Here is a 13,833-nt window from a genome sequence, read left to right on the forward strand (position 1 = left end):
CAATGGATGCATCCCGGGGCGATCAATCTGAAGAACCCGCAGCGCTTCCACTTCCGCCAGCTGGCAACAGCGAAGGGCGCTGGTCGAACCATTCCCGCGCCTTGGCCAGATGCCACTGGCGCTGTTCGCCATCAAGCTCGATGCCCGCGCCCAGCAGCCCCCAGCGCAGGTAGAGATCGCCACGCTTGCGCTGCTCCAGAAGATCCAGCCGCGCACGTACCGCCAGGCGATCATTCTCGGCCCGCAGGCCGTCGATCAGCAGATGACCCGGGCGCCAGCGCAACGTGGCCTGTGCATCGACCTGGCCGGAGTCGAGCAGCGACAGCGTCCAGCGCGGGTAGTCGGTGCGCTTGGCGAACACGGCCAGCAGGGGGCGTGCATCGCTCAGGGTCAGATCGGTGGTAGCGTCCACTTGGAACGGGGACTGCGCGTCGATGCGGCCCCGCTTGAACACAGCACGGCCTTTCCACGCGCTGCTGGAATCGGTGCCCGCCACCTGCACATTGCGCAGCTCCACGGTGGTGCCGGACAGATCGAAGTGGCGCTGGTTGAAGTCCCCACGGCGAAGCGTCGCGTTCACGTTCACATCGCCGCCCATGTCCAGGCCTGTAACCTTCGCACTGGCGTTGCGCCCCTGTAGGCGCGCGGTGCCGTGGCCGACGCGGCCATCGGTGTCGAGCGTGGCGTCGCCGCTGAGGCTGCCGGTGCCACGCAGCAGGCGCACCTGTTGAGAGCCAAGGTAGCGGTTGTAGGCGGCCAGGTCAGGGATGGTCGCCTCGCTGAAACGCAACCGTGCGCGAACGCCCTTGCGCAGTTCCTGCAGGCGGCCATCGCCGGTAAGGTCCACGGCCAGGTCACGCCCGTCGAACAGCCGCACATCCTTCGCATCGCTGGGGCGCGCGGTGAAGCGGGGCAGCCGGATCGCCAGCTGTGCCTGGTTGGGGGTGCCGGCCTTCAGCTCGCCATGCGCGCTGGCGGTGCCGGCCAGACGCACGCCGGCCACTTCGGCCACCGCCGCGGCGGAGGGAATGTCCACGGTGCTGCCTTCGATCAGTTCGCCATTGCGCAGGCGCAGATCGGCCTTCAGGGTGCCGCCGCCGTCGAGCTGCAGCCACGGCTTGCGCACGAACAGGGCAGGGATCCAGCTGAGCGAGGTGAAGGCCCATTCGCCACGCACTGTACCGGAGCTGCGTTCCAGCAGCTGGGCAGGGTGCTGGAACGGAATCTCGCGCCCGGTGATGAGCAGGTCGGCATCGATGCCGGCGGCCGAATCCGGGCGTGGCGGCAGGCGGGCCTGCAGGCGCAGGTCGTTGGCCACATTGAGCTGCAGGGCCAGCACGCCGCGATTGGGCGCGCCATCGCCGAGGAAGAGCGGCACCTGCCAGAGCGCGTGGTCACCGGGTTGCAGCTGGCCGTCGATCAGGTGGACCGCCAGTTGCAGGCGTCCGGGCACGGGCGCGCTGGAGATCTTTGGCGTTGTGGCATCCGTATCCATGCGCAGGCCCTGGCTGCGCGCATCCACCTCAAGCTGCGCATGCAACAGCTTCAACTTGGCCAGGCCGGGCGCCTGGTCGCGATAGTGCCGCGGATAGCTGAAGCGCGCAGTCAGATTCATGTCGCCCAGCAGCTGCACGCCGTCATAGCTGGTGTCTGCCTTGCTGAACGAGACCTCGGAATCGAACAGTTCCGATGGGCCGCCGCGCAGCTGCTTGAGGAACCCGACCGTGCCCTGGCCCTTGCCGATGATCAACAGCTTGCCCAGCCGGGCGCTGCGGATGCTGTCGCTGTGGATGGCGTCGAAACGCAGGGTCCAACCCTGGTCGCTGCGCGGGGGCGACGGAATGGCGTCCTCGACGCGACTGATTTCGGCCGACACGCCTGTGGCCTGCAATCGGGGAACCCGCACTTCGCGGCGGAACAGGGGCAGCACGGCCAAGCGAGCGCTCGCACGCTCGGCATGCAGTACGTAGACGGTGTGGTTGACGTGTCCGCGCATATGCACGTTCCAGGCAATGACGTGGCCCGGCAGCAGCGTGATGGCCGGGCCGGTGGTCATCACGAACTTGTGCGGCTTGCGGTTGGTGACCTGGTCGAACAGCGGGGTGTTGAGGAAGATGTTGCCGGCCACCAGGTAGGCAGCGTACACGACAAGCAGAATGCGCACCGTGAGGCGCGCATGGCGAGGCCATTGAGGGTAGCGAACGGAAATCAGCGGCTTCAACCTTCATCACATGGGGAGCCAGCGCACTATTGCGAAGTGTTGGGTTGCACCGTGTGAATGCGGGCGTGGAGACGGCCTGAAGTCGGCGACCTGGAGCAATTAGGTGGTACTTGGAATAAGTGCAATGCTTTTTTCCGGGATTATCAACCCAATAGCGGCGGCCTACGCTTTGCCTGCCGAATCCAATCCCCTGGAGAACTGAAATGAGCACCCAAGAGACCGTCAGTTTCAAGAACCGTAGCTGGGATGTCGCCGCCACCCTGCGCTTTCCGGAAGGCTTCGACCCTGCCAGCAAGTACGCTGCCATCGTCTGCGCGCACCCGATCAGCAGCTGCAAGGAGCAGACGTCGGGCGCCATCTATGGTAAGGCACTGACCGCCGCTGGTTTCATCACTCTCGCTTTTGACGCCTCCACCCAGGGCGCCAGCGGCGGTGAGCCCCGCTTCATGGAAGATCCCGCTACCCGAGTAGAGGACTTCCGCTGTGCCATGGATTACCTGATGACGCTGCCGTACATCGATGAAGATCGTGTTGGCGTGCTGGGCGTCTGCGGCGGCGGTGGCTATGCGGTGAGCGCGGCCACTACCGACCACCGTTTCAAGGCAGTCGGCACGGTGGTGGCTGCCAACTATGGCCGGCTGATGCGTGAAGGTGACATGTCGCCGGATGCTGCGTTGAAGACGTTGGAAGCGCTGGGCAAGCAGCGCACTGCCGAGGCACGGGGTGCTGAGCCGTTGATCGTGGGCTACATTCCTGGCTCTGAAGCGGAGCGCGAAGCCGCCGGAGTCAACGACATCGACATCGTCGAGGCGGTGCAGTACTACTGCACGCCGCGTGGCCAGCAGCCGGGCTCGCCGAACAAGCTGCGCTTCACCAGCACCGGCGCCGCCCTGAGCTGGGATGCCTTTGCGTTCACCGAGCATCTGCTGACTCAGCCGCTGCACATCGTCATCGGCGGTGTGCCCGGTGGTTTCGGCTCGTATCGTGACGGCCTGGAGCTGTACGCAAGGGCGCGTTCGGCGCAGAAGAGCATCCAGATCGTGGCCGGCGCCAGTCACTACGAGCTGTATGACCAGCCAGCAGCCACCACCCAGGCGCTGCAGCAGCTGATTCCGTTCTACCGGATGCATCTTGGCGCTTGATGCAACAAGACCAGCCAGAGCAGCGTACGTCCCGCCGGCCCATTTCAGGCGGGCGGGACGTTTGCTTTACAGCTGGATCTGCACCGTAGCGGCGCCCTCGAACGCGGTATCGATACCGCGCTCACGCCACCTGGCCAGATCGGCCTGGCGGTTGGCCAGTGTGGTCTCCAAGATCGAATAGGCATCCGCACCCAGCATCAGCCGCACCGGTGGGTCATTGCTGGCTACAACGTCCAGCATGCGCTGCGCGGCCTTTGCCGGGTCACCCATCTGCTGACCGGAGGATGATTCCAGGTAGGTTTCGAATGGCTCCACAACCGGCCGATAGGCATCGATGCGGTGTGCTGGCCGCATGTTGGCATCACCGGCGAACTCGGTGCGGAACGCGCCCGGCTCCACCAGCGTCACCCGGATACCGAGCGGCTTTGCTTCGATCGCCAGTGCTTCCGTCCAGCCTTCGATGGCGAACTTCGCTGCACAGTAGGGGCCGGCCGCGTTCATTGCCACCAGCCCGGCAATGCTGCTGACAGTGAGAATGTGGCCAGCGCCCTGCTTCCTCATCTGCGGCAACACGGCGCGACTCATTTCGGCAGCAGCGAAGAAGTTCAGTTCCATCTGCTCGCGCAGCTGTTCCAGGCTGAATTCCTCGCAGGCGCCCACCACACCGCGGCCAGCCACATTGGCCAGCACATCGATGCGCCCGAAGCGTTCGATGGCCTCGGCCACGGCACGTGCACGGCCATCGGCATCGTTCACGTCAAGCGCCAGCGGCAGAACGTGGTCCTCATGGCCTGCGGCGATCGCGCGAAGGCGGTCCAGCCGCCGCGCGGTGAGGATGGCGCGGTCACCCCGGGCAATGACCGCTTCGGAAAGGGCCTTGCCCAGGCCGGATGACGCACCGGTGATGAACCAGACACGTGGTTGTTGTGTATTCATTGGAGAATCCTGCGGAATGTTGTGCAACACGCGATCAGATGATGGTCAATCCACCGTCGACCACCAGTTCGGCACCGATGACGTAGGACGCGTCATCGCTGGCAAGGAACAGCGCGGCCTTGGCGATTTCCTCCGAAGTGCCGACGCGGCCGATCGGAATGCCCTTGAGGAGGCTTTCCAGGAGTTGCGGGTCCTCGGTGAAATGGGTGGCCATCGGCGTGTCGATCAGCCCCGGGTAGATGCCGTTGACGCGGATGCCGCGGCGGGCGAAATCGACGGCGGCGGCCTTGGTCAGGTGACGGCTGCCGCCCTTGGAGGCGCTGTAGCCCGGCGGCACGTCGGGGAAGACGATGATGCCGGCGGCAGACGAGATGTTGATGATCGCGCCACTGTGCTGCAGTTCCATCTGCGGCGTGACCGCCTTGATGCCATGGAACTGGCTGGTCAGATTGACGTCGATGACGTGGCTGAAGTCCTCGGCCGTGGCGTTGTCCCAGCGGCCGTCGCGCGGCCCCGGCGTGCCGGCGTTGTTGACCAGGATATCGATGCGGCCATGGCGCTCGATTGTGGTGGCGGCCACCTCGGCCCATTGTTCGGGCCGGGTCACATCCAGGAACGCCGATGTTGCACGATGGCCCTGGGCGGTGAGGTCCTGCACCAGTGCGTCAAGGTTCTGTTTGCGGTCGGGGGTGCCGGTAGCAACAACGACGGCGCCTTCGCTGGCGAAGACCCGGGCGATGACCGCACCCATGCCGGTGCCGCTGCCGGCGCCGGTGATGATGGCGACTTTGTCCTGCAGGCGTTTCATGGGCAATTCCTGTGTCTGATCGGGAGCGGGGCGGTGATGTGCCGCCATGGAATGCACGATAGGCCCGGGGTTCTGTACGATCCATGCCGTGGCGTTCGCCTGACTTCTTCGAGCGTACGGATATGAGCGCTGATCCGCTGTCCGATGTGCTGTCACTGCTGCAGCCAAGCAGCCAGTTCTTTGCCGGATTCAATGCCGCCGGCGACTGGGCATTCGATTTCCCGGCGCACGAAGGCATCAAGTTCACGGCAGTCATGGGGGGCGGCTGCTGGGGCCGCGTCGAGGGTGAGCCCGCACCGTTCCACTTCGAAGCCGGCGACTGCTTCCTGCTCAACAGCCGCTGCCGGTTCGTGCTCGCTTCGGATCCTGCAGTGGCCATCGCCAGCGGCGAACCCATCATCGAAGCGGCGGCGCGGCAGGGCGTTGTGACTCACAACGGGGGAGGAGAGACCTTCCTCATCAGCGGCCGATTCGCGTTTCCCGGGCGGCATGCCGCCGTGCTGTTCGATGCGCTGCCACCCCTGATCCATGTGCCACGTGCTTCGGGACAAGCAGGCGTGCTGCGCTGGGCGCTGGATCAATGGGCCAATGAACTGCACGCGCCGCAGCCGGGCGCAGGGTTGATGTCCACCCATCTGGCCCATCTCATGCTGGTACAGGTGCTGCGCCTGCACCTGGCTACCCCGGGCCGGGTGCCGAAGGGCTGGTTCCTGGCCCTGACCGACAGCCACATCAGCCTGGCCCTCGGGGCGATGCACGCAGCTCCGGCCCAGTCCTGGACGCTGGAGTCACTGGCGCGTATCGCAGGGGTTTCGCGCACGGTGTTCGCGCAGCGCTTCAAGGCACTGGTCGGGCACACGGCAATGGACTATCTGTCACGTTGGCGGATGCTGCTTGCGGCGGACCGGCTGTCCCATGGCGCCGATGCCGTGTCCAGTATTGCCTTTGCCGTGGGCTACGAGTCGGAGAGTGCGTTCAGTACTGCGTTCAAGCGCATCATGGGGCAGGCGCCCGCGCAGTATCGCAGGCAGGCCACCTCGCCCAGGTAAGAAGTATCAGGTCGCGCGCCGGCGAGGCCTGGCCGGTGCACGCTGGGTGGCGGCACGTGTTGCACTCGTTGCGGTGCGCTTCCTGCTGTCTTCCAGGTTGTCACGCAACGCTTGCAGCAACAGTGTGAACACCGGCGAAGCCAAGCGCCGGTTCGGGTAGTAGAGGTGATGCCCCTCGTAAGTCTTGCGCCACTCGGTCAGCGCCTCGACCAGCTCTCCTGACGCCAGCCAGTCCTGCACGTAATGCAGTGGAAGATAGGTAAGGCCGACGCCCTGCAAAGCTGCATCGCGCATGGCCGAAATACTGTTGACCACCACTTGGCCTTCGGACTTCACCCGGTGGTCGCGGCCGGCGCGAGTGAATGTCCAGGCATAGATCTCGCCATGGGTGGGCAGGCGCAGGTTCACGCACTGGTGCTCCACCAGCTGCTGCGGCTGTTGGGGTGCCGGGTGGCGGGCGAAGTAGGCCGGTGATGCCACCACTACCATCGGTATCGGCAGGCTGATCGGCACTGCGATCATGTCCTTGGCAACCAGGCCGCCGCGACGCACGCCGGCATCGAAGCGCCCGCTGACGATGTCGGTCAACCCGTAGTCGGTGGTGATTTCCACACGGATGTCGGGGTAGTCCGGTACCAGCCGGGCGATGGCGGGCATCAATACAGCGTGCACGGCATATTCGTCTGCGGTCAGGCGCAGGGTGCCGGCGGGCTTGTCGCGCAGTTCACCGATGCGGGCCAGCCCGGCTTCCAGTTCGTTCATGGCCGGGCCGATGAGTCCGAGCAGGCGCTCGCCGGCCTCGGTCAGGGCCACGCTGCGGGTGGTGCGAGCGAACAGGCGCAGCCCCAGGCGGGTTTCCAGCCCGCGGATGATCTGGCTGAGCGAAGACTGGGTGATGCCCAGCCGGATCGCGGCGCGGGTGAAGCTTGCCTCTTCGGCAACCATCAGAAAGGCCGAGAGATCCTTGAGGTGACTGCCTGCCATTGGGTGATCCTGCTTATAAGTCCATTACGATTTTTGCGGATTATCACCACGCCATGCCAGCCCTATCGTAGCTGTCATTCCACACAACGTGGACAGCAACCTGTGAGGACGGCAATGAAAGCAGTGCAATTCCCCAATGGCAACATCACCATGGCCGGCCAGCTGCATGTGCCGGAGCACGCCGCACTGTCGGCCCGTCATCCGGCCGTCGTGGTCGTTCACCCGGCCGGTGGCGTGAAGGAGCAGACCGCAACGGTGCATGCGGCCAGCCTGGTCAAGCAGGGCTTCGTGGTGTTGACCTTCGATGCCTCCTGCCAGGGCAACAGCACCGGCGCACCGCGCGGCAATGAGAACCCGTATGCGCGTGTGGCCGATATCAGCGCGGCGATTGACCTGCTGGTCACGCTGCCGATCGTCGACGCTGATCGGATCGGTGTGCTTGGTATCTGTGCCGGTGGCGGCTATGCGGCACACGCCACGATGAACGATCGCCGCATCCGCGCGGTGGGCACCATCAGTGCCGTCAATTACGGCCAGATGTTCCGCCAGGGTTGGGACGGCGATGCCGATCCCCGGAATTCAGTCGCGCTGCTTGATGCCGCAGCGCAGGCCCGCACCCGTCAGGCCGAGGGCGGACAGCTCCAGTACCAGGATGCGCTGCCAGCCAACCGCGAAGCCGCCACACACCCGGACTTTGCCGAAGCCTTCGACTACTACCGCACACCGCGTGGCCAGCATCCGAACGCCACTGGGCTGTTCCCGCTGCAGAACCTGGCCGAACTGGTGGGCTACGACGCCTTCAACAACGCGGAACTGTTCCTCACCCAACCGTTGCTGGCGATCGCCGGCAGCGAGGCCGGCACCCGCTGGATGAGCGAAGAGCTGCACCAGCGCGCGGCAAGCACCGACAAGCACCTGCTGATCCTGGCCGGTGGTACCCACGTGGCGCTGTACGACCAGCCCGAATTCGTGGCGCGTGCGGGCGCGGCACTGGGCGAGTTCTACCACCAGGCGCTGGTTGCGCGCTGAGCACGCCAGTACGGCGTTTCGTTGAATTACTCAAGGATCTGCAGATGAAAACCCAGGCCTACGCTGCGCTGTCGGCAACTACGCCAATGGTGCCGCACACCATCGAACGTCGTGAACTGCGTGACGACGATGTCGCTATCGAAATCCTCTACAGCGGCGTCTGCCATTCGGACCTGCATATGGTCCGCAACGACTGGGGCAGGGCGATCTACCCGGTCGTGCCTGGCCACGAGATCATCGGTCGTGTGGTGGCCACCGGCGCGTCCGCGCATCGCTTCAAGGCAGGTGATGCGGTGGCTGTCGGCACCTTCGTCGACAGCTGCGAGCACTGCGACCAGTGCCACAAGGGCGAAGAGCACATGTGCCGCGAGGTGCTGACCGAGACCTACAACGGCCTGGACCGCGTCACCGGCCAGCCGACCCTGGGGGGCTATGCGCGGCACATTGTGGTGAAGGAGGCTTTCGTGCTGCGCGTGCCCGAAGGATTGGACCTGTCTCGGGCCGCACCGCTGCTGTGTGCCGGCATCACCACGTATTCGCCGCTGCGCACCTGGAACGTTGGTCCGGGCAGCCGGGTGGCCGTGGTTGGCCTGGGCGGGCTGGGCCACATGGCGGTCAAGCTGGCGATCGGACTGGGCGCACACGTCACCGTCATCAGCCGCTCGCGCGCCAAGCAGGCCGACGCGCTTGCTCTGGGTGCAGAGGCACTCCTGCCGACCGACGATGCGCAGGCATTGGCGGCTGCGGCTTCCAGCTTCGACCTGATCGTCGATACCGTACCGACCAAGCACGACATCAACCCGTACATTCCGCTGCTGGATATCGACGGCACGCTGGTGGTCGTCGGGCAACTGGGCGATCTGCAGGAGCCGTTCACCGTGCCCATGATCATGGGCCGCCGCCGCGTAGCAGGCTCGATGATCGGCGGAATCCGCGAGACCCAGGAAATGCTGGATTTCTGCGCGCGACAACAGATCCTGCCGGACTGCGAGCTGATCCGCATGGACCAGATCAACGAGGCCTTTGATCGGCTTGAGCGGGCCGACGTGCGTTATCGCTTCGTCATCGACATGTCCACGTTGGCCTGAAGGCCTGCGGTAGAGCGGACGAGGAGCACAGCATGCGCACGGCATTGATCATTGGTGGTTCGCTGGCAGGATTGTCAGCGGCCCTGGCACTGGCCAACGTCGGCGTGGCCTCCACCGTGCTCGAGCGAGCACCGGCGCGCGGGCGTGCTGGTGTGGCCATCCGCGCCGGCGGCACTGCCTTGCGGATGGCATTCACTGTACCGGCGAGCCAGCAGGTGGTGGATGCATTGGGCGGTGATGCCATCGAACAGGCCGTGCTGCCGCATGCGTGGTGGGACGTCTACAGTGCGCTCCGCCAGGCGGCCAGCGTCGAGCCCGGCATCACGCTGGTGGACGGCGAGGCGGTGGCCACCGTTGGTGAGCGTGTTGACGCGGCATGGGCGCGTAGCGCAGAAGGGCGGGAGTGGACGGCCGACCTGCTGATCGGGGCCGATGGCCATCGGAGCGTGGTTCGACGGTGCGTCGCCCCGGAGCAGCCCGAGGCCTCCTACGCAGGCTATCTGGCGTGGCTGGGGCAACTGGACGTGCCACCCCGGAACGCGCGTGCGCTGAGCGGTGTCGAGTTCCATTCGGCCGGCCACGATGTGCTGGCCATCTACCCGTTGCTGGAGGCTGCACACGCCACCCCGCGACGCGTGGGTTGGGCGTGGTTCGAAGCGCGCAGCACCCGGCTGTTGCAGGCCCTCGGTGCGGTCTGCGAGGACCGGGTGCGGTTCACGCCGAGGGCGGACGCAGTGCCCGCAGACGCCCGCATTGCGTTGGCCAATCGTGCGCGGGTGCAGTGGCCTGCACCGTGGGGCAAGGCACTTTCGCGGGCGATCCGGCAGGCGGGCGCGCTGCCGATGCCCATCTCCGAGTACGTCCCCACGCAGGTCGCGCGCGGGCGCCTGGCCCTGGTGGGGGACGCTGCGCATGCGCAATCGCCGATGACCGGCGCGGGATTCGCTGAGTCCATGCTCGATGCCCTGCACGTGTCACGGGCGTTACGCCTGGAACCCGACGTGGTGGACGCCCTGGCGCTCTACCAGCAACGGCGCCTGCCCCACATGCGCGAGCAGGTGCTGCAGGGCCAGGTCTTCGGGCGCTCCTTCCGCGACGCCACTTCGCCGGGTGCGGCGCGCCAGCGCTGGGCCTGACTTCATTCCGAACCGAGACAGAAACATGTTCAGTCACGTAACCCTTGGCAGCAACGATCTTGTGCGGTCCCGTCGCTTCTACGACGCCGTAATGGGAGTACTGGGCGCCCGCCCGGCACTCAGCCTCAACTTCAATTCCGAGCGCATCCTCTACCAGCACGCAGGTAGCCTGCTGGTGCTGGCCACGCCGCTGAACGGCGAAGCTGCCTCGGCGGCCAATGGCGGCACGATCGGCCTGTTCATGGCCAGCCCGGCACAGGTGGATGCCTTCCATGCTGCGGCGCTGGCCAACGGTGGAACCTCGTGCGAGGAACCGCCCGGTGTGCGCGAGACTCCGGCGGGCTCGCTGTATCTGGCCTATCTGCGTGACCCTGACGGCAACAAGCTGTGCGCGTTCCATACGCTGGCCGATTCCGCTCCCACGCTTGACACTGCGGGGGCGTCGTCGTGATGAGCCCTCAGCGCCCCCTGAACTCCGGCTTCGACCGGACGAGTTCCGCAGCCGATGTGGTGCGGGGTATCGATCTGCGCGGCAAGCTGGCCATCATCACTGGCGGCCACGGTGGCCTCGGCCTGGAAGCCACCCGGGCCCTGGCCAGCGCCGGCGCAGACGTGCTGGTACTTGCGCGCAACCCGACGGCGGCCCGGGCCACGCTGGCCGATGTTCCCGGGGTGGAGGTGGACATGCTTGATCTGGCGGACCAGGCCAGCGTGCGTGCCTGTGCCGAGCGCTTCGTCGCCAGCGGACGCAGGGCGGATATCGTGATCTGCAATGCCGCGGTCATGGCCAACGATGAATCGCGCGTGGGCAACGGTTGGGAATCGCAGTTCGGCACCAACCACTTGGGTCATTTTGCATTGGTCAATCTGCTGTGGCCGGCCATTGCGCGAGGTGCCCGCATCGTTTCGCTGTCCTCGATGGGACATCACTATTCGCCCATGCGCTGGACGGACCTGCAGTTCGAAACGGGGTACGACAAGTGGCTGGCCTATGGGCAGTCCAAGACCGCCATCGCGCTGTTCGCGCTGCACCTGGATGTGCTCGGTCGCACCGCTGGCGTGCGTTCCTACTCGGTCCATCCGGGCAAGATCCACACGGCGCTGCAGCGCCACATGGCACTGGAAGAAATGCAGGCATTGGGCTGGCTTGATGCAGAGGGCCGGTTGATCGACCCCAGCTTCAAGACGTCCGCTCAAGGTGCGGCGACCACGGTGTGGGCGGCCACATCGTCGCTGCTGGATGGCATCGGTGGGGTGTACTGCGAGGACTGCGACGTCGCATGGGAGGAAGACCTTCCCGTCCCGAGCGAAGGGGGTGTTCGCCCGTATGCGGTCGACGCCGCGCAGGCAGAACGCCTGTGGCGGCTGTCGGCCGAGCTGACCGGCATCAATGCTTTCGCTGGCGTGACGTCAGGCGCGGAGTGATGTCGGAGGCACGCGCTCCCTTGGCCGAACGGCTGCGCCCGGTATCGCTTGCCGGCGTTGTCGGGCAGTCCCATCTGCTGGCGGATGGACAGCCGCTGCAGCGGGCACTGGAAGCAGGCCTGCCACGCTCGATCATCCTGTGGGGGCCGCCGGGGTGTGGCAAGACCAGTATCGCGCAACTGTTACTGGGAGCATCGGGGCATCGCCACACATCGCTGCCGGCAGCGGTGATGACGCCCTCCGAATTGAGCCGGGCGCTGGCCGTGGCCAGCCACCAGGCAGGGCGCGGCCACCTGCTGTTCGTCGACGAGGTTCATCGTCTGGACCGCGCCACGCAGGATGTGCTGGTACGTCATCTGCAGGGCAATGACGCCCGCTTGCTTGCTGCCACCACCGAGAATCCGTCGTTCCAGTTGCGACCGTCACTGCTTCAGCGCTGCGACGTTCATGTACTGCAGCCGCTGCAGCCGATCCACATCATCGGACAACTGCGTCGTGCGCTGGTGGAGGGGATGCAGGGACTGGCCCACTGCGATCTGAAGATCGACGACGACGTTCTGGGCGCCATCGCCGTTCGCGCTGATGGAGATCTGCGCAGGGCGCTGAATGCTCTGGAGATCCTGGCGGATCTGGCGCCCGCGGATGGTCGGATCCCACATTCGTTGCTCGATGACGCGCTGCCCCGCCAGGTGCGCCGCTTCGACAAGCAGGGTGAATTGTTCTACGACCAGATATCCGCGGCGTTCAAGTCGGTGCGCAGCACGAATCCCGACGCGGCCCTGTACTGGATCTGCCGGATGCTGGATGGAGGCTGTGATCCACGGTACCTGGCACGCAACCTGAGCAAGATGGCCATCGAGGACATCGGCCTGTCCGACCCGAGAGCGCAGACCAGGGCCTTGGAGGCCTGGAAGGTACTGGAGCGATTCGGCGACGAACTGGGCGCGGTCGCACTGGCCAACACGGCCCTGTACCTGGGGGCCACCCACAAATCCAACGCCACGGTGATGGCATGGCTGAACGCGCGCTCGCGCAGCGGGTCACCTGCGGACGCTGGCTGAGTGATCGCGGTCAGACACGCATGGCCTGAGCGTTGCTCGCGGCGCTTAATGACCTGAACACGACGCTTGCGGCCATGGCATGGAATCCAACGCCAGCCGCAGCTGTTTCAACCCGCGCACGATGTGCGCCTCAACAAGGTGAATGTGAGATGCAACTTGGTATCCAGAACAAGGTCGCCGTGGTTACCGGTGCGACCCAGGGCATTGGCTATGCCATCGCCAGCACGTTGCTGGCGGAGGGCGCTACGGTGGTGGTGAATGGCCGCAGGAGCGACCAGGTGGACCAGTCTGTTGCGCGGCTGAAGGCCGAGCACGGCGAAGCAGCACCGGTGCAGGGCGTGGTTGCGGACCTGGCCAGCGCGGCGGGTTGCAACGTGCTGCTGGCACAGGTGCCGGCGTGCGACATCCTGGTCAACAATGCCGCTGTCTTCGAAACCGCAGACTTCTTCGAGATTGCCGATGACACGTGGGACACCTACTGGGCGGTGAACATCATGGCTGGCATGCGCCTTGCGCGTTCGTACCTGCCGGCCATGGCAGGCAAGGCCTGGGGCAGGGTGGTCTTCATCGGCTCGGAGTGCGGCATCAGCACGCCTCCCGACATGTTGCACTACGCAACCACCAAGACCGCACTGCTGGGTCTCTCGCGTGGCATGGCCAAGCGCATGGCCGGTACTGGCGTGACCGTCAACGCGGTGCTGCCGGGGCCGACCCTGAGCGAAGGTGTGGAGGCGATGTTGCAGGATGAGATCCGCCGGACCGGCAAGAGCATCGAGGAGCAGGGCGCGGCGCTGGTGAAGGCCATGCGGCCTTCGTCGATCACCGAGCGCTTCCAGACTGCGCAGGAAGTGGCCAACCTGGTGGCCTACACCTGCTCAAGCCTCGCATCCGGCACTACCGGCGCCGCGCTGCGTGCGGATGGTGGCGTGGCTGACACGCCATTCTGATGCGCCT

Annotated in this window: 13 protein-coding genes; 9 read left to right on the forward strand and 4 right to left on the reverse strand. The window is 65.7% G+C overall.

Annotation, left to right across the window (positions count from 1 at the left end; all coding sequences use genetic code 11):
* Positions 1-22: 22 nt before the first annotated feature.
* Entirely contained in the window at positions 23-2,164 is a 2,142-nt protein-coding gene (locus tag ACSYS9_RS11225; protein WP_256200877.1) for a hypothetical protein, read from the reverse strand.
* Between the two features lie 260 nt (positions 2,165-2,424).
* Here ACSYS9_RS11225 and ACSYS9_RS11230 point away from each other — a divergent pair, with 260 nt between their 5' ends.
* On the forward strand, positions 2,425-3,363 hold the full coding sequence (locus ACSYS9_RS11230; protein ID WP_071227399.1) for an alpha/beta hydrolase: 939 nt from the start codon (positions 2,425-2,427) through the stop codon (positions 3,361-3,363).
* Positions 3,364-3,429: 66 nt separating this feature from the next.
* On the opposite strand, the gene ACSYS9_RS11235 is transcribed toward ACSYS9_RS11230, so the two are convergent.
* Together ACSYS9_RS11235 and ACSYS9_RS11240 are read right to left on the reverse strand one after the other, a co-directional pair.
* Positions 3,430-4,299, reverse strand: coding sequence for an oxidoreductase (locus tag ACSYS9_RS11235; RefSeq protein WP_071227398.1), 870 nt, complete (start codon positions 4,297-4,299; stop codon positions 3,430-3,432).
* Between the two features lie 34 nt (positions 4,300-4,333).
* Positions 4,334-5,107 carry an SDR family NAD(P)-dependent oxidoreductase gene (locus ACSYS9_RS11240; RefSeq protein ID WP_049399308.1) on the reverse strand — a complete coding sequence of 258 codons (774 nt, stop codon included), beginning with the start codon at positions 5,105-5,107 and terminating at the stop codon, positions 4,334-4,336.
* Between the two features lie 122 nt (positions 5,108-5,229).
* On the opposite strand from ACSYS9_RS11240, the gene ACSYS9_RS11245 reads away from it, so the two are divergent.
* Positions 5,230-6,156, forward strand: coding sequence for an AraC family transcriptional regulator (locus ACSYS9_RS11245; protein WP_071227439.1), 927 nt, complete (start codon positions 5,230-5,232; stop codon positions 6,154-6,156).
* A gap of 6 nt (positions 6,157-6,162) precedes the next feature.
* Here ACSYS9_RS11245 and ACSYS9_RS11250 read toward each other — a convergent pair whose 3' ends face one another.
* Positions 6,163-7,140, reverse strand: coding sequence for a LysR family transcriptional regulator (locus ACSYS9_RS11250; RefSeq protein WP_440569299.1), 978 nt, complete (start codon positions 7,138-7,140; stop codon positions 6,163-6,165).
* 114 nt (positions 7,141-7,254) lie between these two features.
* Between ACSYS9_RS11250 and ACSYS9_RS11255 the strand changes: the two genes are divergently transcribed.
* The 7 genes from ACSYS9_RS11255 (at position 7,255) to ACSYS9_RS11285 (ending at position 13,826) form a co-directional block, all read left to right on the forward strand.
* Complete coding sequence (locus ACSYS9_RS11255) at positions 7,255-8,169, forward strand: alpha/beta hydrolase (RefSeq protein WP_071227396.1); 915 nt, start codon at positions 7,255-7,257, stop codon at positions 8,167-8,169.
* Positions 8,170-8,213: 44 nt separating this feature from the next.
* Entirely contained in the window at positions 8,214-9,257 is a 1,044-nt protein-coding gene (locus tag ACSYS9_RS11260) for an NAD(P)-dependent alcohol dehydrogenase (RefSeq protein WP_071227395.1), read from the forward strand.
* Between the two features lie 32 nt (positions 9,258-9,289).
* Positions 9,290-10,393 carry an FAD-dependent monooxygenase gene (locus ACSYS9_RS11265; protein ID WP_049399301.1) on the forward strand — a complete coding sequence of 368 codons (1,104 nt, stop codon included), beginning with the start codon at positions 9,290-9,292 and terminating at the stop codon, positions 10,391-10,393.
* A gap of 25 nt (positions 10,394-10,418) precedes the next feature.
* Entirely contained in the window at positions 10,419-10,844 is a 426-nt protein-coding gene (locus ACSYS9_RS11270; protein ID WP_071227394.1) for a VOC family protein, read from the forward strand.
* A 59-nt stretch (positions 10,845-10,903) separates the two neighbouring features.
* A complete protein-coding gene (locus ACSYS9_RS11275) occupies positions 10,904-11,818 on the forward strand; it encodes an oxidoreductase (RefSeq protein ID WP_440569302.1) in 915 nt (304 codons plus the stop codon).
* A 20-nt stretch (positions 11,819-11,838) separates the two neighbouring features.
* Positions 11,839-12,879, forward strand: coding sequence for an AAA family ATPase (locus ACSYS9_RS11280; protein WP_177179479.1), 1,041 nt, complete (start codon positions 11,839-11,841; stop codon positions 12,877-12,879).
* 149 nt (positions 12,880-13,028) lie between these two features.
* Positions 13,029-13,826, forward strand: a complete 798-nt coding sequence (locus ACSYS9_RS11285) for an SDR family NAD(P)-dependent oxidoreductase (protein WP_071227391.1) — start codon at positions 13,029-13,031, stop codon at positions 13,824-13,826.
* Positions 13,827-13,833 lie beyond the last annotated feature (7 nt).

The sequence above is a fragment of the Stenotrophomonas sp. STK17_22 genome, assembly GCF_051983905.1.
GTDB classification, from domain to species: Bacteria; Pseudomonadota; Gammaproteobacteria; order Xanthomonadales; family Xanthomonadaceae; genus Stenotrophomonas; species Stenotrophomonas maltophilia_A.

Bases quoted from the DNA above. Each gene is read 5' to 3' on its own strand.
- ACSYS9_RS11230 (WP_071227399.1), top strand. From the start codon at position 2,425: ATGAGCACCCAAGAGACCGTCAGTTTCAAGAACCGTAGCTGGGATGTC.
- ACSYS9_RS11235 (WP_071227398.1), bottom strand. From the start codon at position 4,299: ATGAATACACAACAACCACGTGTCTGGTTCATCACCGGTGCGTCATCC.
- ACSYS9_RS11240 (WP_049399308.1), bottom strand. From the start codon at position 5,107: ATGAAACGCCTGCAGGACAAAGTCGCCATCATCACCGGCGCCGGCAGC.
- ACSYS9_RS11245 (WP_071227439.1), top strand. From the start codon at position 5,230: ATGAGCGCTGATCCGCTGTCCGATGTGCTGTCACTGCTGCAGCCAAGC.
- ACSYS9_RS11250 (WP_440569299.1), bottom strand. From the start codon at position 7,140: ATGGCAGGCAGTCACCTCAAGGATCTCTCGGCCTTTCTGATGGTTGCC.
- ACSYS9_RS11255 (WP_071227396.1), top strand. From the start codon at position 7,255: ATGAAAGCAGTGCAATTCCCCAATGGCAACATCACCATGGCCGGCCAG.
- ACSYS9_RS11260 (WP_071227395.1), top strand. From the start codon at position 8,214: ATGAAAACCCAGGCCTACGCTGCGCTGTCGGCAACTACGCCAATGGTG.
- ACSYS9_RS11265 (WP_049399301.1), top strand. From the start codon at position 9,290: ATGCGCACGGCATTGATCATTGGTGGTTCGCTGGCAGGATTGTCAGCG.
- ACSYS9_RS11270 (WP_071227394.1), top strand. From the start codon at position 10,419: ATGTTCAGTCACGTAACCCTTGGCAGCAACGATCTTGTGCGGTCCCGT.
- ACSYS9_RS11285 (WP_071227391.1), top strand. From the start codon at position 13,029: ATGCAACTTGGTATCCAGAACAAGGTCGCCGTGGTTACCGGTGCGACC.